Raw genomic sequence first — 23,209 nt, 5'->3', positions numbered from 1 at the left:
CCTCCCCCTTGCGGGGAGGGGTTGGGGGTGGGGGTCCGCGGGCGCTGACTTCAGTGGCGTGAACGCCGGGCGAACAGCAAGCGGCGCTATCGCCGATATCAGGGCATGGGCTTTGACTCTCATGTCGAGCATGATTCGTGGACCCCCACCCCCGACCCCTCCCCGCAAGGGGGAGGGGAGCGCACCGCCGCTGGCGTCAAGGCGAGATTCCAACGCTCGCAGATCAATCAAGCCTGCTTCATCCGCACTCAGAACGACGTGCCGCCGCCGAACCTGAACTCCTGGACGGTGTCGTATTTGCCCTTGGACAGCGGCACCGCGTAGTCGAAGCGGAGCGGGCCGAAGGGCGAGGCCCAGATCAGGCCGACGCCGACGGAGGAGCGCACCACCTTGCTGTCATCGTACAGCAGGCCGCATTTGCAGGTCGCGGTGTTGACCTCGCCGGTCGCCGCCCAGGAGGTCGGGCCCTGATAGCCCCACAGCGAACCGGCATCGGCATAGACGGCGCCCTTCAAGCCCACTTCCTTCGGCAGGAACCAGAACGGCATCTGCAGCTCCGCCGAGGCGCCCCAATATTTGGTGCCCCCGAGCGCGTCGCCAGTCGCGCCGAGGCTCGCATAAGTGATGTCGCGCGCCCCGATTCCGTTCGAGGCGAAGCCACGCACCAGGCTCGGTCCCATCTGGAAGTGGTCGAGCATCCGCAGATCCTTGTCGCCGATCTTGTTCAGCATGCCGCCCTGCAGGTGGATGATGCCGACGATATCGGCCACCAGCGGCGAGTAATACTTCGCATCGACCGCCGACTTGAGGTAGCTGACGTTGCCGCCGACGCCGGCGAAATCCTGCTTCCAGTCGATCAGCAGACCATCCGTCGGGTTCTTGTTGTTGTCGAGCGTGTTGTAGCTGAGCGTGTAGCCGAGCGCGGAGGTCAGCGCGGCGCCGTCGCTCAGCTCCTTGCGGACCGGCAGGCTCGATTCGCCATCGCCGTAGCAGCCCCAGCCATAATAGCCCGAGCTGGTCGAATTGGTCGGATCGACGCCGCCGAGCACGCTCTTGATGTACGCCGGGGTCGGGTTGAAGGCGAGCAGGCTGTTGGCGGTATTGTTGTTGCAGTTCTTATAGTAGGACGGCAGCGATATCTCCTGGCGATAGAGCGAGTATCGCAGCTGGAGCGAGAGGTCTTCGCGCAACTGGAAGCCGAGCCGCGGGCTGAAGCCGATCGTCGTCACGCCATAGCTCGTATAGCTGTTCGCCAGCTGCTGCTTGTAGTAGACATCCAGGCCGAGCGCGATCCGGTTGTCGAGCAGATAGGGCTCGACGAAGGACAGCGAGACGCCTCTGCTGTATTGGCCGTAGCTCACGGACGCCTTGGCGTACAGACCGCGGCCGAGGAAGTTGCGCTCCGAAATCGAGACCTCACCCAGCGCGCCATCGGTGGTCGAATAGCCGCCGGAAACGGAGAGGTCGCCGGTCGACTTCTCCTCCAGATTGACCACGAGGATGACGCGGTCGCTCGACGAGCCCGGCTCGGCCGTGATCTTCACCTCTTTGAAGAAGTCGAGGTTCTTCAGCCGGCGCTCGGCGCGGTCGACCAGCGCGCGGTTGTAGGCGTCGCCCTCGGACAGATCGAACTCGCGCCGGATCACGTAGTCGCGGGTGCGGGTGTTGCCGCGGATGGTGATGCGCTCGATATAGGTGCGCGGACCCTCGTCGACCTGGAACACGATCGCCACCGTGTGGGCTTCCAGATTGCGGTCGCCGCGCGGACGCACGACGGCGAAGGCAAAGCCGCGACGCGAGGCCTCGATCTGCATCTCCTCGACCGACTTCTCGAGCTGCTCGACGTTGTAGAGCGCGCCGACATTGACGCGCGAATAGCCGCGCAGCGTGTTGGCGTCGAGCGCCGCGACGCTCGACTGGAACTGCACCGAGCTGACGCGGTATTGCTGGCCCTCCTCGATCTGGAACGTGACCAGGAAGCCCTTCTGGTCCGGGTCATATTCGCTGAGCGCCGCGACGACCTGAACGTCGGCATAGCCGTTCTTCAGATAGAAGCGGCGGATGAGGTCGCGGTCGGCCTCGACGCGATCGGGGTCGTAGACGTCGTTGTTGCCGAGGAAGCTGAGCCAGTTCGTTGCGTGCGTCTTGATGACGTCGCGCAGGCGCGCGGCGGAATAGGTGTTGTTGCCGACGAAGCTGATCGACTTCACGCCCGTCTTGACGCCCTCTTCGATGGTGAAGACGAGGTCGACGCGGTTGTTGGGCTGCTCGATGATCTCCGGCGTGACGCGCACGTCGTAGCGGCCGGAGCGGCGATAGATCTCGGCGATGCGCTGCGCGTCCGACTGCACCATCGGACGGGACAGCGTGCCACGCGGCTTCGACTGCACTTCCGCCGTGAGCTGTTCGTCCTTGACCTTCTTGTTGCCCTCGAAGGCGACGCGGCCGATCACGGGATTCTCGACCACGCGCACGATCAGCCGGCCGCCCTGCCGGTCGATCTTCACGTCGGCGAACAGGCCGGTCTGGACCAGGGCCTTGAGGCCGTCGTCGACCTGGCCGGCATCGAGCGTGCCGGTGGGACCCGGCTTGAAATAGGAGCGGATGGTGTCGGATTCGACGCGCCTGTTACCCTCGACGGTGATCGCGCTGGCGACGGCGGGTGCCGCCGCGGCCATGCGGGGCAGCGAGGAAACGGGCATGGCCAGCAGCATCAGGGCAAGCACGCCCGGCAGTCTCAGACGCATCATCGACGCTCTTTCGAAAGTCAGAGTCCTCGGCGCGCAGACGTTCGTCGGCACGCCACCGGAATCGCTGATGCCCGTCAAAGATGGTCGCGATGCGCCGATCTCGTTTCGTGAAATGTCTGATGATGCTGGATGTGACTGAGTGTTTCCGGTCAGACAAGATTCTCGGGCCAACCGAGCGGCAGAGGGCATGAGCAGCTAATAAGTGCGTCGCCCGCGCTGCGACCGGAAAGCCACGGCCGAGACGGACATCTCCGTTAAGCAATCGGCCCGGCCGCGCCGCATTCGGTGGCTTCCGAAATCAAATTCTACAAATCTTCGGAAGTTGGCAATACGAGGGAAAACCGAGGGTGCTAATTGATCGTCATCCGAACTAAGCCCCCAAGTAGTTCGGCCAAGGCCCGGTGCGCGTAGATTCCCATTGATATTCCGGCGCACCGGGCCGCCCGTTTTCCCTCGCGCGCGAGCCGATGGCCCGTAGGATGGGCAGAAGCGCGGCGGTGCCGCGGCTCCATCCGAGGTCGCGGCAGCGCCATGCCCACGGTCTGACCGCGAATGCGCTGCTCGGCGGTCGCCTTGCCCTCCTACGGTTCCCGCCGCCCCACCCGAATCACCATAATGTCCGCCGCTGTTGCGAAATTGCCTCTGGATCGGGCCGGAAAAACCGATCAAAACGGGCGGCAGCGCCGATGGTTAATCGCGTCTTAACCTCGCCCCACCTATGGTGACCACAAAGGCACCGGTTCATGGGCGATCGGCGGCTTCCACTGGTTTGGCGCGCGTTTTACGTATGGCAATGACCGCTTCATCCCCCGCGCCCGCTGGCGCCAGCCATTCGGAGAGCGAACGCTCGCCGTTTGCGCGGCTGAACGAGCTGCTCGCCCCCTACAAGCCGGGCAAGCCGATGATCACGCTCGCCGTTGGCGAGCCGCAGCATCCGGTGCCGGACTTCGTCGGGCCTGTATTGGCCCAGCACGTCGCCGAGTTCGGCCGCTACCCGGCCGCCAAGGGCATCGAGCCGTTCCGCAAGGCGGCCGCCGGCTGGCTGGCGCGGCGATTCGCACTGCCGCGCGCGATCGATCCCGAGCACGAGGTTCTCGTCCTGAACGGCAGCCGCGAGGGCCTGTTCTTCGCCGCCCATGCCGCGCTCCGCCATGTCGGCCCGCGCCGCGGACGGCCCGCGATCCTGATGCCGAACCCGTTCTATCCGGTGTATGGCGTCGGCGCCCGCACCGCCGGCTGCGACTCCATCTATCTGCCGACCACGCGCGACAACGGCTTCCTGCCCGACCTCGATGCGATCGACGAGGCGACCTTGGCGCGCACCGTCGCCTTCTACATCGCCACGCCAGCCAACCCACAAGGCTCGGTGGCCAGCCCGGACTACATGCGCAAGCTGGTCCGGCTCGCCGACCGCTGGGGCTTTCTGATCTTCAGCGACGAGTGCTATTCGGAGATCTACACGCGACAGGCGCCCGGCAGCATGCTCGAGCATGCCGGGCCCGACTACACCAACGTCGTCGCGTTCCAATCGCTGTCGAAGCGCTCCAACGTGCCGGGCATGCGCATCGGCTTCGCCGCCGGCGACCGCAAATTCCTCGCCGCCTTCCACGAGCTGCGCAACGTCGCGGCGCCGCAGGTGCCGGTGCCGCTGCAGCATGTCGCGGTGGCCGCCTATGGCGACGAGGCACATGTCGAGGACAACCGGCGGCTGTACCGCGCCAAGTTCGACCTCGCCGACCAGATCATCGGCAACCGTTATGGCTACAGGCGGCCCGATGGCGGCTTCTGCGTCTGGCTCGACGTCGCCGATCGCGGCGGCGACGAGGAGGTGACGCTGCGGCTGTATCGCGACGCCGGCGTGCGGGTTGTGCCCGGCAGCTACCTGGCGCGGCCGCAAGCCGACGGCTTCAATCCAGGCGTCGGCTATATCCGGCTGGCGCTGGTGGCCGATGCCGACTCCACCGGTGAGGCGTTGCACCGGCTGGTCGAGGTCCTGGGATAATCGCGGGGCTGATGCAGATGCCGGCGATCGAACGAGTCATTCCCCTGGTCAACCACCTGCCGACGTCGCTGCGCGACGCACTGGTGCGGCGGCTGCGCGAGCTCGCGGGCCTCGCGCTGATCGGCCTGTCCGGCATCGCCGCGGCAGCGCTGATGACCTGGTCGGTGCAGGACCCGAGCCTGAGCCACGCCACCTCGCGCGCGATCCGCAACATCGTCGGCTATCCCGGCGCGATCGGCGCCGATCTCCTGATGCAGATCTTCGGCCTCGGCGCCATCATGGTCATCCTGCCGATCGCGATCCGCGGCTGGCGCATGATGACGCACCGGCCGTTCGATCGCGAGGCGCTGCGCTTCGGCGCCTGGGTGCTCGGCGCCGTCATCGCCGCCGGACTTGCCAGTTGCTGGCCGCGCTCGCACGCTTGGCCGCTGCCGACCGGTCTCGGCGGCGTGGTCGGCGACGCCCTGCTGCGCGCACCAGCCGTGGTGTTCGGTCCGCCCGGTATGATCTATCGGCTGGCGCTCGGCGCCCTTCTTCTGGTTGCGATGATCGGCTGCCTGCTGGTAGCCGGCGGCATGGGCGCGAAGGAAGCCGATCCGAGCCTGCTCGCGGATGAGGACGACGACACGCCGCTGGCCGACCCCGAGGACGACGACGACCGCAAGGCGATCCGGCTCGGCTGGGTGTTCCACGCCATCATGAGCGCGAAGGCGCAGGTCGTCTGGTTCCTGAGCACGGCCTACCGCGCGCTGGTGTCATCAGGCCCGCAGCCGCGCGCCGCCGCCGCAAGCCGGCAGGAGCCGAGCCTGGGCCGCGGCCAGGGCAAGCCGACGCTCGCGCCCGAGATGGACGAGCACGGCGGCGACGAGGACGAGGCCGACGAAGGCGAGGACGAAGAAGAGGAGGAGGAGCCCGCTCCCCGCGCCCGCAAGAAGCCCGCGGCCAAGACGCCGGCGCGCAAGTCCAACGACAAATACGACCTGCCCTCGGTCTCGATGCTGGCGGCGCCGAAATCCTCCGACCGCCAGCCGCTGTCGAAGAGCGAGCTGGAGGCCAATTCGCGCGCGCTGGAAGGCGTGCTGCAGGATTTCGGCGTGCGCGGCGAGATCGTCAAGGCGCATCCCGGTCCGGTCGTCACGCTGTACGAGCTGGAGCCGGCACCGGGCATCAAATCGTCGCGCGTCATCGGCCTCGCCGACGACATCGCCCGCTCGATGAGCGCGCTGTCGGCGCGCGTCGCCGTCGTGCCCGGCCGCAATGCCATCGGCATCGAGCTGCCCAACGCGCATCGCGAGAAGGTGTACCTGCGCGAGTTGCTCGTCGCCAAGGAGGCGACCGAGAGCGTCGCCAAACTGCCGCTGTGCCTCGGCAAGAACATCGGCGGCGAGTCCATCATCATCGACCTCGCCCGCACCCCGCACATGCTGATCGCCGGCACCACCGGCTCGGGCAAATCGGTCGCCATCAACACCATGATCCTGAGCCTGGTCTACCGGCTCCGGCCGGACCAGTGCCGGCTGATCATGGTCGACCCGAAGATGCTCGAACTGTCGGTCTATGACGGCATTCCGCATCTCCTCACGCCGGTCGTGACCGATCCGAAGAAGGCCGTCGTCGCGCTGAAATGGGCCGTGCGCGAGATGGAAGAGCGCTACAAGAAGATGGCCAAGCTCGGCGTGCGCAACATCGACGGCTACAATGCCCGTCTCGGCGAAGCGCGCGCCAAGGGCGAGGAGCTGACGCGCACCGTCCATACCGGATTCGACAAGGAGACCGGCAAGGCGATCTACGAGGAGGAGAAGCTCGACCTCGATCCCCTGCCCTACATCGTCATCATCGTCGACGAGATGGCCGACCTGATGATGGTCGCCGGCAAGGACATCGAGGGCACGGTGCAGCGCCTCGCCCAGATGGCGCGCGCCGCCGGCCTTCACGTCATCCTGGCGACGCAGCGCCCGTCGGTCGATGTCATCACCGGCACCATCAAGGCGAACTTCCCGACCCGCATCTCCTTCCAGGTCACGTCGAAGATCGACAGCCGCACCATCCTCGGCGAGATGGGCGCCGAGCAGCTGCTCGGCCAGGGCGACATGCTCTACATGGCCGGCGGCGGCCGCATCAGCCGCGTGCACGGCCCGTTCTGCTCCGACGAGGAGGTCGAGAAGGTCGTCAAGCATCTCAAGGCACAGGGCTCGCCGGAATATCTCGAGGCGGTCACCGCCGAGGAGCCGAGCGAGGAGGATGGCGCCGTGTTCGATGCCACCGGCATGGGCGGCGGCGGTGGCGACGACCTGTTCTCCCAGGCGGTCGCCGTGGTCAAGCGCGACCGCAAGGCCTCGACCAGCTACATTCAACGCCGGCTGCAGATCGGCTATAACAAGGCCGCTTCGCTGATGGAGCGGATGGAACAGGAAGGCATCGTCGGCCAGGCCAACCACGCCGGCAAGCGCGAGATCCTGGTGCCCGAGGAGGAAGGCGGATTCTGACGGCCCCGATGGCCGCAGAAACGCCGCTTCGGTGCCCGATCTTCACGCGATTACGATCACGCTGCCCGCCCGATCCGGGATAGAACGCGTAAAACTCAGGACGTCGTTTTGAAAAGCTCCTTGTTGAACAGCACGTTTTCGTATCACGCAGCTTCGCGCGGGCGCCGGATCTGCGCCTGGCTGGTCGCCTGCGCCGTGACGACATGCTCTGTCGCCGGTGCGTCCGGTCACGCCGCCGCGCAGGGCACGCCGGCTCCGAAATCAGGCCCGAAGAGCGGCTCCCAGCTCAGCGCCTCCGACCAGCAGCGCTCGGGCCAGAGTCCCTCGACCACCCAGACCGCCCCGCCCAACCCGATCATTCCCGATCCCCGGCGCAACGTGCCGGCCAGCATCTTCACCTCGTTCGACGCCAACCAGAAGGCGCAGGCGGCCAAGGTCAGCGCCTATCTGTCGTCGCTGCAGACGCTGGTCGGGAACTTCGTCCAGGTCGGCCCGGACGGCAGCAAGACCAAGGGCGATTTCTACATCCAGAAGCCGGGCAAGGTCCGCTTCGAATACGAGCCGCCGACGCCGATCGACATCATCGCCGACGGCTCCTCGCTGGTGGTGCGCGACCGCAAGCTCGCGACCCAGGACGTCTATCCGCTGTCGCAGACGCCGCTGCGCTATCTGCTGTCGGACCGCATCGACCTGCTCAAGGACACCAACGTGATCGCGGTCGCGGCCGACGACCTCTACGTCACGATCACGATCGAGGAGAAGCAGGCGCTGATCGGCACCAGCCGGCTGATGCTGATGCTCGGCACCAAGGACGGCCAGCTCAAGCAGTGGACCGTGACCGATCCGCAGGGCTACGACACCACGATCGCGGTCTACAATCTCGATACGACCAAGAAGCTCGATCCGGCGATGTTCAAGATCGACTTCACGGCCTATCCGAGCACGCCGCCGGGCTGACGCCGCCTCTCGCGCTCGCTCAGCGCGATTCGAGCCCGCGCACCTTCCATTGCGCTTCGGACAGTGCAAGCTTCTCGAAGCGCTTGCGCGCCTCCTCGAGGTCATCGGCCGGAAGCGCGTCGCAGCCGGGCCGGCCGCGCAGGATCATCGACGTCGTCGCCCAGCTCAGCCGCGCCGCCTTGCAGGCCAGCAGCAGATCCGTGAGACGATCCTCCTCCAGCAGCGCTTCGATCGTCTCGATGGTGACGACACAGAGCAGCGCCAGCGCTGCGATCACGGCAGGGAAATCGCCGGTGGCGCAGAAGCGGTTGACGGCGGAGTCGCCGAGCTTGCCGGTGCGGCTGAGGGCGGCAACCTCGGCCTTGACCTGCTGATAATCCCAGATCGCGCGCATTGCCGCGCCGGGCGATCGGGTCGGCGTTGCCTGCAGGGTGGCGCGGGTCGCCGGCGGTGCGGCCTTGATGAAGCGGGCGCGGGCGCCCTCGCTCGCCGCAGCGACGAAGGCCCGCGACAGCTTGGCCGGCAGATCTGTGCGCAGCGCCAGCTTCTCGGCGAGATCCTCGTCGCGCTCGGCGATCTTGAACAGGCTGCGATAGCCATCCTCGGACAGCCGGGCGGAGAGGTTCTGTACCAGCGCCATGCGCACCGCCGGAAAGCCGCGTGCGATCAGCTGCGTCGTGAGGCTCTCGCCAATGCCCCTGCGGCTGGCGAGCGCGACGAGATGCGCAGGGCTGCCGGTGCGGATGAACTCGGCGAGGTCGCGCTCGGTCAGCACCGCCGCCTTGGCCAGCATCGGTCCGGCGACGCGCAATTCGGGGTGAACGGCGAGCAGCCGCGCGGTGGCGTAAGGCGCACGCTCCACGCCGGCGAGCGCCATGCTCAGCTCGGCCAGCAGCTCGGTCGCGACCTGCGGCATCAGCCGGGCGAACATTTGATCGTAGAGATCGAGCTGCTCGGCCGACGCGGGCCGCGGACCGGCCAGGAACAGGCTGGTGGTCCGGCGCAGCATGTCGGTGGCGAGCTCGGACACCGTCCGCGCATCACCGGCGGGCGTCTTGGCGGTCGGAGCTGCCGCAGGCGCTGGAGGCATCGCACGTCCCTCGTTGGGCGCCTCCCTCGGCTTTTGACGGAGGCGCGGGTCGATCATCAATTGAGGAAGAATGCGAAGGCCGGACTAAAGGGGCGTTAAGCCCGGCGGACGGAGCTGAAACCCCACGCGGCTGTCGTTAATGGATTGCGGCAGAGCGCGGCAACGACAGTGTTCCCGTATTGTTCTTGCGAACAATGCCGGCATCCGCTAGCCTCCTTGCCCGGGAGGGGCATCATGGTCCAGCGCGTTTCCACCGTCGCCTTCGAGGGGATCGAGGCCCGCGCAGTCGACGTGCAGGTCCAGGTCGCGCCCGGACTGCCGGCGTTCGCGATCGTCGGCCTGCCGGACAAGGCGGTGTCGGAAGCGCGCGAGCGGGTGCGCTCGGCGCTGATCGCCTCGGGCCTGGCGCTGCCGGCGCGGCGCATCACCGTGAACCTCGCGCCGGCCGACGTGCCCAAGGAAGGCAGCCATTACGACCTGCCGATCGCGCTGGGGCTGATGGCCGCGATCGGCGCCATTCCGCCGGATGCCCTCGGCGGCTTCACGGTGCTCGGCGAGCTCGGGCTCGACGGCTCGATTGCGCCGGTCGCCGGCGTGCTGCCGGCAGCGATCGGCGCCAATGGCCGCGAGGAAGGGCTGATCTGCCCGGCCGCCTGCGGCGCCGAGGCGGCATGGGCGAGCCCGGACTTGCAGATCATCGCGGCGAGCTCGCTGATCCAGATCGCCAACCATTTCAAGGGCACGCAGGTGCTGTCGCGGCCGCAGCCGAAGATCCAGGAGGCACCCGCAAGCCTGCTCGACCTGCGCGACATCAAGGGCCAGGAGAGCGGCAAGCGCGCGCTCGAGATCGCCGCTGCCGGCGGGCATCATCTGCTGATGATCGGCTCGCCCGGCGCCGGCAAGTCGATGCTGGCGGCGCGGCTGCCCTCGATCCTGCCGCCGCTGTCGCCGGCGGAGCTGCTGGAAGTCTCGATGATCGCCTCGGTCGCCGGCGAGATCGAGGGCGGCGCGCTGACGTCGCGGCGACCGTTCCGCAGCCCGCACCATTCCGCCAGCATGGCGGCGCTGACCGGCGGCGGCCTGCGCGCCCGCCCCGGCGAGATCTCGCTGGCGCATCAGGGCGTGCTGTTCCTCGACGAGCTGCCGGAGTTCGATCCGCGCGTGCTGGATTCGCTGCGCCAGCCGCTGGAGAATGGCGAGGTCTCGATCTCCCGCGCCAACCATCGCGTCACCTACCCTGCCCGCTTCATGCTGGTCGCGGCGATGAATCCGTGCCGTTGCGGCAACGCCTTCGAGCCCGGCTATGCCTGCAAGCGCGGCCGCATCGACCGCTGCACCGCCGACTACCAGATGCGCATCTCCGGCCCGCTGATGGACCGCATCGACCTGCGCATCGAGGTGCCCGCGGTGACCGCCGCCGACCTGATCCTGCCGCCGTCCAAGGAAGGCTCGGCCGAGGTCGCGGCCCGCGTCGCGGCCGCGCGCGACCTGCAGCGCGCCCGCTACGCCAAAGCCGGCCTGCCGCACATCCGTACCAACGCCGAGGCGCCGGCCGCCGTGCTCGACGAGATCGCCAGGCTCGATGCGCCCGGCCAGAAGCTGCTGCGCGAAGCCGCCGAGACGATGCGGCTGTCCGCCCGCGGCTATCACCGCGTGCTGCGCGTGGCGCGGACGCTCGCCGATCTCGACCACGCCGAGGCGATCGGCCGGCTGCATCTGGCCGAGGCGCTGTCGTATCGCGCGCTGGCGGAGGACAATCGCCATGCGGCGTAAAGGCGCCCCTCCCCCTCAACACTCTGGTAACGACTTCTCTTTACGCTCCGACAACCATAGGGCCCGCGTTCCGTCATCAGGCCTTCCGCGTCGGTGCGTATCATGTTGCGTTTCAAGGTCCTCGTTTTGGCCGTGCCGCTGATCGCGGCGGCGGTCATCGCCAGACTCGAATTGGCGCCCTCCCCGCAGCCCTGCATTGCCGTCGGTGCCGACAGCGTCTCGCTCGGCTCCGCGCCCTTTCACGCCGATCTCCATGTCGACTTCACCGATGATCCCGCGCGCGCAACCACGCCTCATCACCGACCGATCCGGTTCTGTGAGCCGGGCTAACGCCCGGTTCACCATCTCTGCACGGCAGAATCGCGCGTGCACGACCTTTCAAAGTCTCAGCAATACCGACGCCGCATGGTGCGGGCCGGCCATGACATTGGGATCGAAATCGTCGGGGGTGATCGAGATGGGACCGATTTTTCGCTTCAGGCTGCGCCTGCGCCGGTTCATGCGCCGTCACCGCACCATCTTCGCGATCCTGCGCTCGCTGATGATCTTCTCCGCCGGCTTCGGCGGCGCGTACGGCTTCATCAAGGCCAGCATTTCCGACAACTCCGGCTATAACCCGCACACGTTCGCGATCGGCGCCAGCTTCCTGTTCGCGCTCGCCTGCGTCGGCCTGGCCACGCTCAGCATGCGGCTGCGCTTCGTCGCCAGGAAGATGCACAAGATTGCGCTCCACAACGAGGTGCTGGCGGACCGGAACTGGGAGCTGCAGGAAGCCGAGCAGCGCGCCCGCAATCTGTTCGAGCAGCAGGGCGACCTCATCGTCATGCGCGCGCGCGACGGCAGCATCATCTTCGTCAACGACGCCTATTGCCGGATGGCGGGCCTCGACCGCGACAACCTGCTCGGCAGCGCGTTCACCTTCGAGCTGATCGAGCAGGGCGACAGCGCGCTGGAGCCGAACGGCACGCGCGTCCACGACCAGCGCATCGAGAGCGCGATCGGTCCGCGCTGGATCGCGTGGCGCGAGGCACTGGTGCGTTCCGACGCCGGCCAGCCCGCCGTACTGCAATGTGTCGGCCGCGACGTCACCGACCGCACCGAGACCGAGCGCGCGCTGGCGGAGGCGCGCGACCAGGCCAATGCCGCGAACCGTGCCAAGTCGCGGTTCCTGGCAATGGCGAGCCACGAGATCCGCACGCCGCTGAACGGCATCCTCGGCATGAGCGGGCTGCTGCTCGAGACGCAGCTGACGCCGGAGCAGACCACCTACGCCAAGGCGGTTCGCACCTCGGGTGAAGCCTTGATGTCGCTGATCGACGAGCTGCTCGACTATTCCAAGATCGAGGCCGGCAAGCTCGCGCTGGAGGCGCAGCCCTTCTCGCTGGCGACGCTGATCGAGGAGATCACCGAGCTGCTGGCGCCGCGGGCGCAGGCCAAGCAATTGGAGATCGCGGCCTATCTCGACGAGCGGCTGCCGACCTGGGTGACCGGCGACGCCGCGCGGCTGCGCCAGGTGCTGCTCAACCTCGCCGGCAACGCCATCAAGTTCACGGCTTCGGGCGGCGTCGCGCTGATCGCCGAGCCCGGGATCTGGCCGAACGAGATCAGCTTCCAGGTGCGCGATACCGGCATCGGCATCGCAGCCGACGCCCAGGAGCGCATCTTCCGAGAATTCGAGCAGGCCGATGACAGCGTCGCGCGCAGCTTCGGCGGCACCGGCCTTGGCCTGGCGATCTCGGACCGGATCGTCAAGCGCATGGGCGGCCGCATCGCGCTGCAGAGCCGGCTCGGCGCCGGCTCGACCTTCGAGGTGTCGGTGCCGCTGCCGCCGGCGCTGGAGCGCGGCGAGCAGAACAGCTTCCGCGGCCCCGACCTCGCGGGACAGTCGGTCATGCTGGTCGCGCCGGCCGGGCTGCAGGCCGAGCTGATCGAACGGCGCCTGCAGAACTGGGGCGCGCAGACGTGCCTGGTCGCCGAGGCCGAGGTGGCGGAAGCCCTGCTGCCCGAACGCGCCTGGCACGCCGTGCTGGTCGACGACGCCATCGGCAGCGACGCGTCGCTCCGTCTGGGCGGGGCCGCGCAACATCACACGACACGGCTGATCGTGCTGGTCACGCCGGCGAGCCGCCACGAGCTGACACCAGCGGCGCCGTTCAACGGCTATCTGGTCAAGCCGCTGCGGGCCGCCTCGCTCGCCGCGCGCGTGAGCTTCGACACCGATGGCACGGTTCCGGCACTCGCTGACGATCCAATCCCGACGATCGCTCCGCCGATTGCGGTTCAGGCCGGCGGGAGCCTGTCCATCCTCGTCGCCGAGGACAACGACATCAACGCGCTGCTGATGCGCTCGCTGCTGACCAAGCTCGGCCACCACGCCGACATCGCCGTGCATGGCGAAGCCGCGCTGGACTCCTGGCTCGCGGCGCGCTCGGCCGGCGCGCCCTATGATCTGATCCTGATGGATGTGCAGATGCCGAAGCTCGACGGCATTGCCGCCGCCAAGCGCATCCGCGCCATCGAGGCCAGCGAGCCGGGCCGGCGCACGCCGATCCTGGCGCTCACGGCCAATGCCCTGGTCGAGGACCGCTACGCCTGCTTCGAGGCCGGCATGGATGGCTTCCTGGTCAAGCCGATCGATCGCGACAAGCTGGACGAGGCGCTGGCGAATCTGGCGGCGGCGCGACAGGTGGCGGCGTAAGTAATTAGTTGGAGCGGATCAGTTCAGCGCTACGCTCGCGGGCCACGCTCACAACCGCCTGAGCGCCACCGTCTCGACCTCGTGGTCCGCGCCCTTCTTCAGGATCAGCGTCGCGCGCGGCCTTGTCGGCAGGATGTTGTCCTCGAGATTGGCCAGGTTGGTGCGCTCCCAGATGGCGATCGCAGTGGCGATGGCCTCCTCGTCCGACAGCAGCGCGTAGCGGTTAAAGTAGGACCGGGGATCATGGAACGCCGTGTCGCGCAGCGACAGGAAGCGCTTGACGTACCATTTGCGCAGGATCGCCTCGTCGGCATCGATATAAACCGAGAAGTCGAAGAAGTCGGAGACGACCGGCACGGCCTTGCCGTCGCGCGGCAGCGGCCCGGTCTGCAGCACGTTGACGCCTTCGACGATGAGGATGTCCGGCTGGTCGATCTCGACCCACTGATGGGGGACGATGTCGTAGGTGAGATGCGAGTAGACCGGCGCGCGCACCTGATGCCGGCCGGCCTTGATGTCGGAGAGGAAGCCCAGCAGCCGCGGCAGGTCGTAGCTTTCCGGAAAGCCCTTCTTCTGCATCAGGCCCTGCCGCTCCAGGACCGCGTTCGGATAGAGGAAACCGTCGGTGGTGATGAGATCGACCTTCGGCCGCGGCGACCAGCGCGCCAGCAGGGCCTGCAGCACGCGCGCGGTGGTGGACTTGCCGACCGACACCGAGCCGGCAACGCCGATGATGTAGGGCATCTTGCGGTCGCGGATGCCGAGGAACTGGCGCTGCGCGTAGTACAGCCGCTGCGCCGCGTCGACATACATCGACAGCAGTCGCGACAACGGCAGATAGATGTCCTCGACCTCCTTGAGATCGAGGCGATCGTGCATCGACCGCAGCTTGGAGAACTCGCCGGGCTCCAAGGTCATCGGCGTGTCGTTGCGCAGCTCGGCCCATTGCTCGCGGGTGAAGACGCGGTACGGATTATATTGTTGTTCGGTGGTGCGCATATCCATGACGCTGCCCTTCGTTTCCCCGGCCGACGCGCCCTACTCCGTCTTGCGCGACGCCTTTTCTTCCAGCCCCGACTGACCGGTGCGCTTGCCGAGCGCCGCCTCGACCTCCTCGAGCCGGACGTCGCGCGACTTCAACAACACCAACAGATGAAACAGCAGATCGGCGCTTTCGGAGATCAGATGCTCGCGGTCGGTGCCAACAGCGGCGATGACCGTCTCGACCGCCTCCTCGCCCATCTTCTTGGCGCATTGCGCCGGGCCCTTGTCGAGCAGCTTGCGCGTATACGACGCCTCGCCGCCCGCCGCGGCGCGCGCGTCGATGATGGCAGCGAGATCGTGAAGCGTGAAACGGGACATCAGCCGGTACTCGGAACGCCTGCCCGAACCACGGCGGCCGGACCAGCGTTCATCTAACATTTTTGCGGCGCAATGTCGTCAGGGATCGAGCCGCATCGGCAGGCCCTGGCGCGCCATGTGCTCCTTGGCCTGCCGGATGGTAAATTCCCCGAAATGGAAGATCGAGGCGGCCAGAACCGCAGTCGCGCGGCCCTCGCGGATGCCGTCGACCAGATGGTCGAGATTGCCGACGCCGCCAGATGCGATCACCGGCACCGGGACGCTGTCGGCGACCGCCCGGGTCAGCGGCAGGTCAAAGCCCTGGCGCGTTCCGTCGCGGTCCATCGACGTCAGCAGGATCTCGCCGGCACCGAGCGCGACCACCTCCTGGGCGTATTCCAGCGCGTCGATCCCGGTCGATTTGCGTCCGCCATGGGTGAAGATCTCCCAGCGGCTGCCGCCGCCAGGCCGCGACACGGACTTGGCGTCGATCGCCACCACGATGCACTGCTCGCCGAACTTCTCGGCCGCCTCCTTGACGAATTCGCGCCTGCTCACCGCGGCCGAATTGATCGAGACCTTGTCGGCGCCGGAGCGCAGCAGGGTCTTGATGTCGTCGATGGTGCGCACGCCGCCGCCAACCGTGACCGGCATGAAGCAGGCCTCCGCCGTGCGCCGGACGACGTCCAGCATGATGCCGCGGTTCTCATGGGTGGCGGTGATGTCGAGGAAGCAGAGCTCGTCGGCGCCGGCGGCGTCATAGGCGATCGCGGCCTCGACCGGATCGCCGGCGTCGCGCAGATTGACGAAGTTGACACCCTTGACGACCCGTCCGTCCTTGACGTCGAGGCAGGGAATGACACGGACTTTGAACATCCTGTTCTCTCCTACGCGCGCGCGGCGCGGATCAGCGCCAGCGCCTCTGCCGGGTCGAGCCGGCCGTCATAGAGCGCGCGGCCAGCGATGGCGCCTTCGAGCTTTTTCGCACGCGGTGTCAGCATCGCCCTGACGTCCTCGATCGAGGCAAGGCCGCCGGAGGCGATCACGGGAATCGAGATGGCGTCGCCGAGCGCGATCGTGGCGTCGAGGTTGAGGCCCTTGAGCAGGCCGTCGCGGGCGATGTCGGTGAAGATGATCGCGGCGACGCCGGCGTCCTCGAAGCGTTTGGCGATGTCGAGCGCGGTGACCTCGGACGTCTCCGCCCAGCCTTCGACCGCGACCTTGCCGTCGCGGGCATCGAGGCCGACGGCGACGCGGCCGGGAAAGGCTTTGGCTGCGGTCTTCACCAGCTCGGGATCGCGCACCGCGGCGGTGCCGATGATGACGCGGGCGATGCCCTTGCCGAGCCAGGCCTCGACCGTCTTGAGATCGCGAATGCCGCCGCCGAGCTGCACCGGCATCTTGACGACCTCCAGCATCGCCTCGACGGCTTGCGCGTTCATCGGCTTGCCGGCGAAGGCGCCGTCGAGGTCGACGACGTGGAGATATTCAAAGCCCTGGTCGGCGAAGCTCTTGGCCTGCGCGGCGGGATCGAGGTTGAACACGGTGGCGCGCGCCATGTCGCCCTGCTCCAGGCGCACGCACTGGCCGTTCTTCAGATCGATGGCGGGAAACAGGATCATATCAGTTGTCTTTCAAGAGCGCGCCCTGTCCGCCTCTTGCGGCGAACAGGACGGAAGCGCTCACGGCTTCCATTTCAGGAAGTTGGAAATGAGGGCGAGACCGAAACGCTGGCTCTTCTCGGGATGGAATTGGGTGCCGATCGCGGTGTCCTTGCCGACGATCGCCGTGATCGGACCGCCGTAATCGGCGCGCGCCAGCACATCGTTCTCGTTGACCGCATTCAAGTGATAGGAGTGCACGAAATAGGCGTGCAAGCCCTTCGGCCCGAGCGGCAGCCGCTCCAGGACCGGATGCTCCTGCACCAGGTCGAGCGTGTTCCAGCCCATGTGCGGGATTTTCAGGCTCTCGTCACGAGGCGCGATCTTCTCGACGTCGCCGGCGATCCAGTCGAAGCCATCGGTGGTGACATGCTCCTTGCCGCGCGTTGCCATCAATTGCATGCCGACGCAGATGCCGAAGAACGGCCGCGCCTTGTGGCGGACGGCTTCGGTCATCGCCTCCAGCATGCCGTTGACGGAGTCGAGGCCGCGGCGGCAATCGGCGAAGGCGCCGACGCCGGGCAGCACGATGCGGTCGGCGCGATACACGGTGTCGGGATCGCGCGTGACGACGACCTTCTGCGGATCCGCCATGCCGCGCGCGGCGCGCTCGAACGCCTTGGCGGCGGAATGCAGATTGCCGGAGCCGTAATCGATGATTGCAACACTCATCGTCCACCTCCGGGTTCGGGAAACAAGCCAATGATGCTGGCGTGCGGCAGCGGCGGCGGGTGCAGCCCATTGCCGTTGTCGCGCGTCGGCGGCGCCGCGCCGCGATCGACGGTATGATTGTCGTAGCCGAGCGTGCTGCGCCGGGCGGCCCAGCGCTCGAAGAAGCGGCGCTCGGCGGCATCGAGATCATCGGCGACGACGACGTCGAGCTGGCGCCAATTGCCGCGCGAGTAGCTCCAGCGCTTCAGGCTGGAGGCTTCGAGCCCGAGCAGGATCGCGAACAACAGATCGATGCCGGCAATCGCACCGCCGTTGACGCCGACGCGCACCAGGATCACGTCGAGCGCGATCATCAGCACGGCCCAGACGAGCATCGCAAGCCAGAGGCGATGCCAGGCCAGCCAGACGGCGCCGAGCACCGCGGCCCAGAAATGGAAGCCGTCGCGGATGAAGACGAAGCGATCGGTCGAACGCAGATCGACCCCGGCGGCCAGGGGAGCGTGAACCGTATAGACGGGCATGTCGATAATCCCTTGGACGGGGAGGTCAGCCGCCGAGCTGACCCTTGGTGGATGGCACTTCGCCCTGATTGCGCGGATCGATCGAAAGCGCTGTCCGCAGCGCCCGCGCCAGACCCTTGAAGCAGGATTCGGCGATATGATGGGCGTTCTCGCCGTACAGCGTCTCGACGTGCAAGGTGATGCCGGCGTTCATGGCAAACGCATTGAACCACTCGCGCACCAGCTCTGTGTCGAACTCGCCGATCTTGTCGCGCGCGAAGGTCGTGCGGAACACCAGCATCGGCCGGCCCGACACGTCGATCACGACGCGCGTCAAGGTCTCGTCCATCGGCATGTGGATCGAGGCATAGCGGGTGATGCCGGCCATGTCGCCGAGCGCCTGCCGCACCGCTTGGCCGAGCGCGATGCCGACATCCTCGGTGGTGTGGTGAAAGTCGATATGCAGGTCGCCGACCGCCTTGACCGTCATGTCGATGCGGGAATGCCGGGCAAGCAGATCCAGCATGTGATCGAAGAAGCCGATACCGGTCGCGATGTTCACGACGCCGGTGCCGTCGAGGTTCACGGACACCTCGATGTCGGTCTCTTTGGTCTTGCGCTTGATGGTCGCGCTACGCATGGGGTCAGCTTTCCCTTGAAAACGCGGCTCTTTTATCAGGCGGATGTCGGCTTAGCTACTGCGGGATAGCGCCCCGTACGCCTGATCTCGGGCCATGGTGAGCGGATTTCAAGACCGGGTCGGGCAGGGCAGGGACCCGGTAATTGTATCCCGACGCCTGAGCGCCTAAATCAGGGCATGAACCAGGGATCCCCAATGCACGCATCCTCGAACGAGCCCACCGTCTGGCACGGCACCACGATTCTGACCGTCCGCAAGGGGGGCAGGGTGGTGATCGGTGGCGACGGCCAGGTCTCGATCGGCCAGACCGTGATCAAGTCCAATGCCAAGAAGGTGCGCAAGCTCGGCAAGGGCGACGTCATCGGCGGCTTCGCCGGGGCCACCGCCGACGCCTTCACCCTGTTCGAGCGGCTGGAGAGCAAGCTGGAGCAGTATCCGGGGCAGCTGACCCGGGCGGCGGTCGAACTCGCCAAGGACTGGCGCACCGACCGCTACCTGCGGCGGCTCGAAGCCATGATGATCGTCGCCGACAAGGACGTCTCGCTGGTGCTGACCGGGACGGGCGACGTGCTGGAACCGGAGTCCGGCGTGATGGCGATCGGCTCCGGCGGCAACTATGCGCTTGCGGCTGCGCGTGCGCTGATCGACACCGACAAGGACGCCGAGAGCATCGTCCGCCGCTCGCTCGACATCGCCGCCGACATCTGCGTCTACACCAACCGCAACATCACCATCGAAGCATTGTCGGCCGAGTAGACCATGACCGCGGACGAGATCGGCGCCCCGTCCCGGCAGTCGTCCGGACCCTGGCTCATCCCGGTGCTCTGTCTGCTTTCGCTGCAGGCCGCACTGTTGTTCGCGATGGGCCGGCTGCCGATCTGCGCCTGCGGCACCGTCAAGCTGTGGCATGGCGTGGTGCAGAGCTCGGAGAACTCCCAGCATCTCACCGACTGGTACACGTTCTCCCACATCATTCACGGCTTCTTGTTCTATGCGCTGACCACGCTGGTGGTGCCGCGGCTGCCCTGGCAGGGGCGGCTGATCCTGGCGATGCTGATCGAGGGCGCCTGGGAGCTGGTCGAGAACTCCAGCTTCATCATCGAGCGCTATCGTGCCGCCACGATCTCGCTGGACTATTTCGGCGACAGCATCGTGAACTCCGTCGGCGATACGCTGGCGATGATGACCGGCTTCCTGCTGGCGCGGGTGCTGCCGGTCTGGCTGACCGTCGTGATTGCAGTCGCGCTCGAGATCGGGGTGGGCCTGCACATCCGTGACAACCTGACCCTGAACATCTTGATGCTGATCTATCCAACCGAGGCGATCCGGCAGTGGCAGGCCGGACCGCCGCTCCTGTGACGGCGGAATCCGGCTTGCCCTCATCCCCGTCCGACCCTAGCTAGAGCCTCATGACAGACTTTTCACCCCGCGAAATCGTCTCCGAACTCGACCGCTACATCGTCGGCCAGGCCGACGCCAAGCGGGCGGTGTCCATTGCGTTGCGCAACCGCTGGCGCCGGTTGCAGCTCGATGCAGGCCTGCGCGAGGAGGTGCTGCCGAAGAACATCCTGATGATCGGGCCGACCGGCGTCGGCAAGACCGAGATCGCGCGGCGGCTGGCCAAGCTCGCGGGCGCGCCGTTCCTGAAGGTCGAGGCGACCAAGTTCACCGAGGTCGGCTATGTCGGCCGCGACGTCGAGCAGATCATCCGCGATCTCGTCGAGGTCGCGATCGTCCAGGTGCGCGAGCGCAAGCGCAAGGACGTCGCCGCCCGGGCCCAGCTTGCCGCCGAGGAGCGCGTGCTCGATGCGCTGGTCGGCGCCAGCTCCAGCGCCGCCACCCGCGACTCGTTCCGCCGCAAGCTGCGCGCCGGCGAGCTGAACGACAAGGAGATCGAGATCGAGACGCAGTCGTCCGGCGGCGGCCTTCCGATGTTCGAGATCCCGGGCATGCCGGGGGCGCAGATGGGCGCGATCTCCATCGGCGACATCTTCGGCAAACTCGGCGGCCGCACCAAGACGCGGCGCGTCACGGTCGAAGCCTCGCACGACATCCTGATCGCGGAAGAGTCCGACAAGCTGCTCGACAGCGACCAGCTGGTGCAGGAGGCGATCAGCGTGGTCGAGAACAACGGCATCGTGTTCCTCGACGAGATCGACAAGATCTGCGTGCGCGAGAACCGCGCAGGCGGCGACGTCTCCCGCGAGGGCGTGCAGCGCGACCTGCTGCCGCTGATCGAGGGCACCACGGTCTCGACCAAGCATGGCGCTGTGAAGACCGATCACATCCTGTTCATCGCGTCGGGCGCGTTCCACATCGCCAAGCCATCGGACCTCTTGCCGGAGTTGCAGGGCCGGCTGCCGATCCGCGTCGAGCTGCAGGCGCTGACGCGCGACGACATGCGCCGCATCCTGACCGAGCCGGAGGCGTCGCTGATCAAGCAATATGTCGCGCTGATGAAGACCGAGGGCGTGACGCTCGACATCACCGACGATGCGATCGACGCGCTCGCCGACATCGCGGTCGCGGTCAACTCCACGGTCGAGAACATCGGCGCGCGTCGGCTGCAGACCGTGATGGAGCGCGTCCTCGACGACATCTCCTTCACGGCCTCCGACCGCAGCGGCGAGACCATGCGGGTCGACGCCGCCTTCGTGCAGCAGCACATTGGCGATCTCGCCAAGAACACTGATCTCAGCCGGTTCATTTTGTAGCGGCTACCCGTATGGGTCGAGGCCGAGCTACAAATTCCGCCGTCGTCCCCGCGAAAGCGGGGACCCATGACCACCAAAGCCAATTGTGACTCTCGATGGCGGCTCCAGCCTTGCCTCAGCATGGACGGCGGTGGCTATGGGTCCCGGCTCAAGGCCGGGACGACAGTGGTGGATGTGGCGGCGACCTCGTCTCCGCCAGCCATCGCTCGGTCATGGCATGACCGGCGCCTACAACAAACACTGGCGGGCGATGCTCGCCGTCAACGCCGCCGTCATGCTTGGCGTCTTCCTGCACAAGCTCACGCTGCCGCCCTACATCCCCTACATCCACCTGCTGGTCGACTATCACCACGGCTTCATCAAGCGCGCGCTGGTCGGCGCCATCGTCGGACTGTTCACGGCGAAGGTGCCGGTGTGGCTGGTGTTCGCAATCGGCGGCAGCGTCTGGCTGATCACGCTCGCTCTGTACCTGAAGCTGTTCCGACGCACCTTTGGTCTTGATCGCGCGCAGCTGCCGCTGTTCGTCTTCACGGCGGGGTCGCCGTTCGTCTTCAAGAACTTCCTGTTCACGCTCGGTCATTTCGACATCTATGGCTGTCTCGGCGTCATCATCCTGTTGCTGGTCCCGGCGAGCTCACTCGGCTACGTCCTGCTCGCCACGCTCATCTCGGCGGTGCTGGTGCTGATCCATCACATCCATCTGCTGATGTATGTGCCCACCATCGTCGCCATCGTCGTGCTGCGCTGCTATCTGGCCCGCCCCATCGCCCGGCTCGATCTTGCCGTGGGCGCAAGCGCGCTGCTGGGCCTCGGCATCCTGTTCCTGGCCGCGCAATTCCTCGGAACCATGCCGCTGCCCGAAGCCGATTTCGTAAGTTACTTGCAGACACGAATGGCCGATCCATCGCGCACCGAGCTGCTTCAGTTCGCCTATGTCTGGTACCAGCCGCTGTCCAAGGAAGTGCAGGACACCTGGGCGCACATGGCGTCCAATCTGCTCGGCGTGCCCGTATATGCGCTGCTGCTCTGGCTGCATGCACCGCTATGGAGCTACTACAGAGATCTTGTCGGCGCATTGGAAGAGCGGCGCCATCGCCAGATCGTCATCGCCGCGCTGATCTTCATCAGCCTTGCCTACGTCGTGATGTTCGCGATGGTGTTCGACTATTCGCGCTGGATCTCGAGCTGGGTCGTTTGCATGGTGATGATGCTGCACGCGGTGAAGACGCTTCCCGCGACCAAGCCGATTGCACCGATTGATCCCGACGATCGCAGGACCACGATCCTGGGCTGGATCGTCACCGCCGTACCGCGCGTCGGCATCATCCGGCCGTTCTGAGCCTCAGCCTCTTGGGCGCCTGATACGGACGTAGAGCGCGCCGGCGCCGCCATGTCCGACATGGGCCTCCTCGAAGCCGACGATCAGCGAGCGGAATTCCGGCAGGCTCAGCCAATGTGGCACTTGGCGCCGGAGCACGCCGCGTTCAGGGTCCGCGCCGATGGTGCCCTTGCCGGTGATGACGAGCACGAAGGTCAGCCCATCATGCTGGGCGCGATGCAGGAAATGATGCAGCGCTTGGTGCGCCCGGCTCTGGGTCATGCCGTGCAAATCGAGCCGCGCATCGATCTCATTGCGGCCGCGCGACAGTTTCGAACGCTCCCTCCGGCCGAGCGAAACCAGCGGCGGAATCGCCGGCCGGACGGGTTTCGGCGCGGCAACCGGCGCGACCGGCCGCTGCGTCATCGCGGGTTTGTCCGGCTGCGGTTCGGACGTCGTCATCGGTGGATGCAGCCGCACCGGACGCTGTGTCTTGCGCAGCGGCTTGACCTGGCGCGCCACCGTCTCCCACAGCATGCGCTCGTCCTCGGAGAGGCCGCGCTTGCGACGGCCACGGGGCGGCTCGGGATCATGCGACATGGAAACG

At 66.8% G+C, this 23,209-nt stretch carries 21 protein-coding genes; 11 read left to right on the top strand and 10 right to left on the bottom strand.

What is annotated here, in order from left to right; all coding sequences use genetic code 11:
* Positions 1–248: 248 nt before the first annotated feature.
* On the bottom strand, positions 249–2,750 hold the full coding sequence (gene bamA / locus QX070_RS28315) for an outer membrane protein assembly factor BamA (RefSeq protein WP_315740440.1): 2,502 nt from the start codon (positions 2,748–2,750) through the stop codon (positions 249–251).
* On the opposite strand from bamA, the gene QX070_RS28310 reads away from it, so the two are divergent.
* From QX070_RS28310 to QX070_RS28295, 4 genes are all read left to right on the top strand, one after another.
* Positions 2,701–2,889, top strand: a complete 189-nt coding sequence (locus QX070_RS28310; protein ID WP_315716967.1) for a hypothetical protein — start codon at positions 2,701–2,703, stop codon at positions 2,887–2,889. The two genes, bamA and QX070_RS28310, sit on opposite strands and share 50 nt — an antisense overlap.
* A 648-nt stretch (positions 2,890–3,537) precedes the next feature.
* On the top strand, positions 3,538–4,752 hold the full coding sequence (locus QX070_RS28305; RefSeq protein WP_315740439.1) for an aminotransferase class I/II-fold pyridoxal phosphate-dependent enzyme: 1,215 nt from the start codon (positions 3,538–3,540) through the stop codon (positions 4,750–4,752).
* Positions 4,753–4,763: 11 nt separating this feature from the next.
* Positions 4,764–7,238: a DNA translocase FtsK gene (locus QX070_RS28300; RefSeq protein ID WP_315740438.1), complete on the top strand. Its 2,475-nt coding sequence runs from the start codon at positions 4,764–4,766 to the stop codon at positions 7,236–7,238.
* 123 nt (positions 7,239–7,361) lie between these two features.
* Positions 7,362–8,195 carry an outer membrane lipoprotein carrier protein LolA gene (locus QX070_RS28295; protein ID WP_409998830.1) on the top strand — a complete coding sequence of 278 codons (834 nt, stop codon included), beginning with the start codon at positions 7,362–7,364 and terminating at the stop codon, positions 8,193–8,195.
* 19 nt (positions 8,196–8,214) lie between these two features.
* On the opposite strand, the gene QX070_RS28290 is transcribed toward QX070_RS28295, so the two are convergent.
* Complete coding sequence (locus QX070_RS28290; RefSeq protein WP_315740437.1) at positions 8,215–9,285, bottom strand: DUF2336 domain-containing protein; 1,071 nt, start codon at positions 9,283–9,285, stop codon at positions 8,215–8,217.
* A gap of 234 nt (positions 9,286–9,519) precedes the next feature.
* On the opposite strand from QX070_RS28290, the gene QX070_RS28285 reads away from it, so the two are divergent.
* From QX070_RS28285 to QX070_RS28275, 3 genes are all read left to right on the top strand, one after another.
* A complete protein-coding gene (locus tag QX070_RS28285) occupies positions 9,520–11,058 on the top strand; it encodes a YifB family Mg chelatase-like AAA ATPase (RefSeq protein WP_315740436.1) in 1,539 nt (512 codons plus the stop codon).
* 102 nt (positions 11,059–11,160) lie between these two features.
* Entirely contained in the window at positions 11,161–11,388 is a 228-nt protein-coding gene (locus QX070_RS28280; protein WP_315740435.1) for a hypothetical protein, read from the top strand.
* Positions 11,389–11,515: 127 nt separating this feature from the next.
* Positions 11,516–13,756 carry a PAS domain-containing hybrid sensor histidine kinase/response regulator gene (locus tag QX070_RS28275; protein WP_315740434.1) on the top strand — a complete coding sequence of 747 codons (2,241 nt, stop codon included), beginning with the start codon at positions 11,516–11,518 and terminating at the stop codon, positions 13,754–13,756.
* A gap of 48 nt (positions 13,757–13,804) precedes the next feature.
* On the opposite strand, the gene coaA is transcribed toward QX070_RS28275, so the two are convergent.
* From coaA to hisB, 7 genes are all read right to left on the bottom strand, one after another.
* Entirely contained in the window at positions 13,805–14,761 is a 957-nt protein-coding gene (coaA, locus tag QX070_RS28270) for a type I pantothenate kinase (protein WP_315740433.1), read from the bottom strand.
* A 33-nt stretch (positions 14,762–14,794) separates the two neighbouring features.
* A complete protein-coding gene (locus QX070_RS28265) occupies positions 14,795–15,118 on the bottom strand; it encodes a phosphoribosyl-ATP diphosphatase (RefSeq protein WP_257167618.1) in 324 nt (107 codons plus the stop codon).
* 78 nt (positions 15,119–15,196) lie between these two features.
* On the bottom strand, positions 15,197–15,973 hold the full coding sequence (gene hisF, locus QX070_RS28260; protein ID WP_315740432.1) for an imidazole glycerol phosphate synthase subunit HisF: 777 nt from the start codon (positions 15,971–15,973) through the stop codon (positions 15,197–15,199).
* A gap of 11 nt (positions 15,974–15,984) precedes the next feature.
* Positions 15,985–16,719 (bottom strand): 1-(5-phosphoribosyl)-5-[(5-phosphoribosylamino)methylideneamino]imidazole-4-carboxamide isomerase, encoded by a 735-nt coding sequence (hisA, locus tag QX070_RS28255; RefSeq protein WP_315740431.1) that lies wholly within the window; start codon positions 16,717–16,719, stop codon positions 15,985–15,987.
* 60 nt (positions 16,720–16,779) lie between these two features.
* Complete coding sequence (hisH, locus tag QX070_RS28250; protein WP_315740430.1) at positions 16,780–17,430, bottom strand: imidazole glycerol phosphate synthase subunit HisH; 651 nt, start codon at positions 17,428–17,430, stop codon at positions 16,780–16,782.
* Positions 17,427–17,951: a DUF2628 domain-containing protein gene (locus QX070_RS28245; RefSeq protein WP_315740429.1), complete on the bottom strand. Its 525-nt coding sequence runs from the start codon at positions 17,949–17,951 to the stop codon at positions 17,427–17,429. The genes hisH and QX070_RS28245 overlap by 4 nt, the downstream gene beginning before the upstream one ends.
* Before the next feature lie 25 nt (positions 17,952–17,976).
* Positions 17,977–18,570 (bottom strand): imidazoleglycerol-phosphate dehydratase HisB, encoded by a 594-nt coding sequence (gene hisB / locus QX070_RS28240; RefSeq protein WP_315740428.1) that lies wholly within the window; start codon positions 18,568–18,570, stop codon positions 17,977–17,979.
* A 195-nt stretch (positions 18,571–18,765) separates the two neighbouring features.
* Here hisB and hslV point away from each other — a divergent pair, with 195 nt between their 5' ends.
* The 4 genes from hslV to QX070_RS28220 all read left to right on the top strand — a co-directional run bounded on the left by hslV (position 18,766) and on the right by QX070_RS28220 (position 22,623).
* The gene (hslV, locus tag QX070_RS28235) at positions 18,766–19,326 is read left to right on the top strand and encodes an ATP-dependent protease subunit HslV (RefSeq protein WP_315740427.1); all 561 of its coding nucleotides are present in this window, start codon (positions 18,766–18,768) and stop codon (positions 19,324–19,326) included.
* 3 nt (positions 19,327–19,329) lie between these two features.
* Positions 19,330–19,929: a DUF2585 domain-containing protein gene (locus QX070_RS28230; RefSeq protein ID WP_315740426.1), complete on the top strand. Its 600-nt coding sequence runs from the start codon at positions 19,330–19,332 to the stop codon at positions 19,927–19,929.
* A gap of 50 nt (positions 19,930–19,979) precedes the next feature.
* Complete coding sequence (hslU, locus tag QX070_RS28225) at positions 19,980–21,284, top strand: ATP-dependent protease ATPase subunit HslU (RefSeq protein ID WP_315740425.1); 1,305 nt, start codon at positions 19,980–19,982, stop codon at positions 21,282–21,284.
* Positions 21,285–21,501: 217 nt separating this feature from the next.
* Positions 21,502–22,623, top strand: a complete 1,122-nt coding sequence (locus QX070_RS28220; protein WP_315740424.1) for a hypothetical protein — start codon at positions 21,502–21,504, stop codon at positions 22,621–22,623.
* Positions 22,624–22,626: 3 nt separating this feature from the next.
* Here the strand turns inward: QX070_RS28220 and QX070_RS28215 are convergent, their stop codons facing one another.
* The gene (locus QX070_RS28215) at positions 22,627–23,202 is read right to left on the bottom strand and encodes a Smr/MutS family protein (protein WP_315740423.1); all 576 of its coding nucleotides are present in this window, start codon (positions 23,200–23,202) and stop codon (positions 22,627–22,629) included.
* Between the last annotated feature and the right edge of the window lie 7 nt (positions 23,203–23,209).

The sequence above is a fragment of the Bradyrhizobium sp. SZCCHNR1093 genome (genome assembly GCF_032381175.1).
In the GTDB taxonomy this organism is placed as follows: domain Bacteria; phylum Pseudomonadota; class Alphaproteobacteria; order Rhizobiales; family Xanthobacteraceae; genus Bradyrhizobium.
This window is presented reverse-complemented; position numbering and strand designations above follow the sequence as displayed.

Coding starts and splice junctions, on each gene's coding strand:
- QX070_RS28310 (WP_315716967.1), top strand. CDS start 2,701: ATGGCCAGCAGCATCAGGGCAAGCACGCCCGGCAGTCTCAGACGCATC.
- bamA (WP_315740440.1), bottom strand. CDS start 2,750: ATGATGCGTCTGAGACTGCCGGGCGTGCTTGCCCTGATGCTGCTGGCC.
- QX070_RS28305 (WP_315740439.1), top strand. CDS start 3,538: ATGGCAATGACCGCTTCATCCCCCGCGCCCGCTGGCGCCAGCCATTCG.
- QX070_RS28300 (WP_315740438.1), top strand. CDS start 4,764: ATGCAGATGCCGGCGATCGAACGAGTCATTCCCCTGGTCAACCACCTG.
- QX070_RS28290 (WP_315740437.1), bottom strand. CDS start 9,285: ATGCCTCCAGCGCCTGCGGCAGCTCCGACCGCCAAGACGCCCGCCGGT.
- QX070_RS28285 (WP_315740436.1), top strand. CDS start 9,520: ATGGTCCAGCGCGTTTCCACCGTCGCCTTCGAGGGGATCGAGGCCCGC.
- QX070_RS28280 (WP_315740435.1), top strand. CDS start 11,161: ATGTTGCGTTTCAAGGTCCTCGTTTTGGCCGTGCCGCTGATCGCGGCG.
- QX070_RS28275 (WP_315740434.1), top strand. CDS start 11,516: ATGGGACCGATTTTTCGCTTCAGGCTGCGCCTGCGCCGGTTCATGCGC.
- coaA (WP_315740433.1), bottom strand. CDS start 14,761: ATGGATATGCGCACCACCGAACAACAATATAATCCGTACCGCGTCTTC.
- QX070_RS28265 (WP_257167618.1), bottom strand. CDS start 15,118: ATGTCCCGTTTCACGCTTCACGATCTCGCTGCCATCATCGACGCGCGC.
- hisF (WP_315740432.1), bottom strand. CDS start 15,973: ATGTTCAAAGTCCGTGTCATTCCCTGCCTCGACGTCAAGGACGGACGG.
- hisA (WP_315740431.1), bottom strand. CDS start 16,719: ATGATCCTGTTTCCCGCCATCGATCTGAAGAACGGCCAGTGCGTGCGC.
- hisH (WP_315740430.1), bottom strand. CDS start 17,430: ATGAGTGTTGCAATCATCGATTACGGCTCCGGCAATCTGCATTCCGCC.
- QX070_RS28245 (WP_315740429.1), bottom strand. CDS start 17,951: ATGCCCGTCTATACGGTTCACGCTCCCCTGGCCGCCGGGGTCGATCTG.
- hisB (WP_315740428.1), bottom strand. CDS start 18,570: ATGCGTAGCGCGACCATCAAGCGCAAGACCAAAGAGACCGACATCGAG.
- hslV (WP_315740427.1), top strand. CDS start 18,766: ATGCACGCATCCTCGAACGAGCCCACCGTCTGGCACGGCACCACGATT.
- QX070_RS28230 (WP_315740426.1), top strand. CDS start 19,330: ATGACCGCGGACGAGATCGGCGCCCCGTCCCGGCAGTCGTCCGGACCC.
- hslU (WP_315740425.1), top strand. CDS start 19,980: ATGACAGACTTTTCACCCCGCGAAATCGTCTCCGAACTCGACCGCTAC.
- QX070_RS28220 (WP_315740424.1), top strand. CDS start 21,502: ATGACCGGCGCCTACAACAAACACTGGCGGGCGATGCTCGCCGTCAAC.
- QX070_RS28215 (WP_315740423.1), bottom strand. CDS start 23,202: ATGTCGCATGATCCCGAGCCGCCCCGTGGCCGTCGCAAGCGCGGCCTC.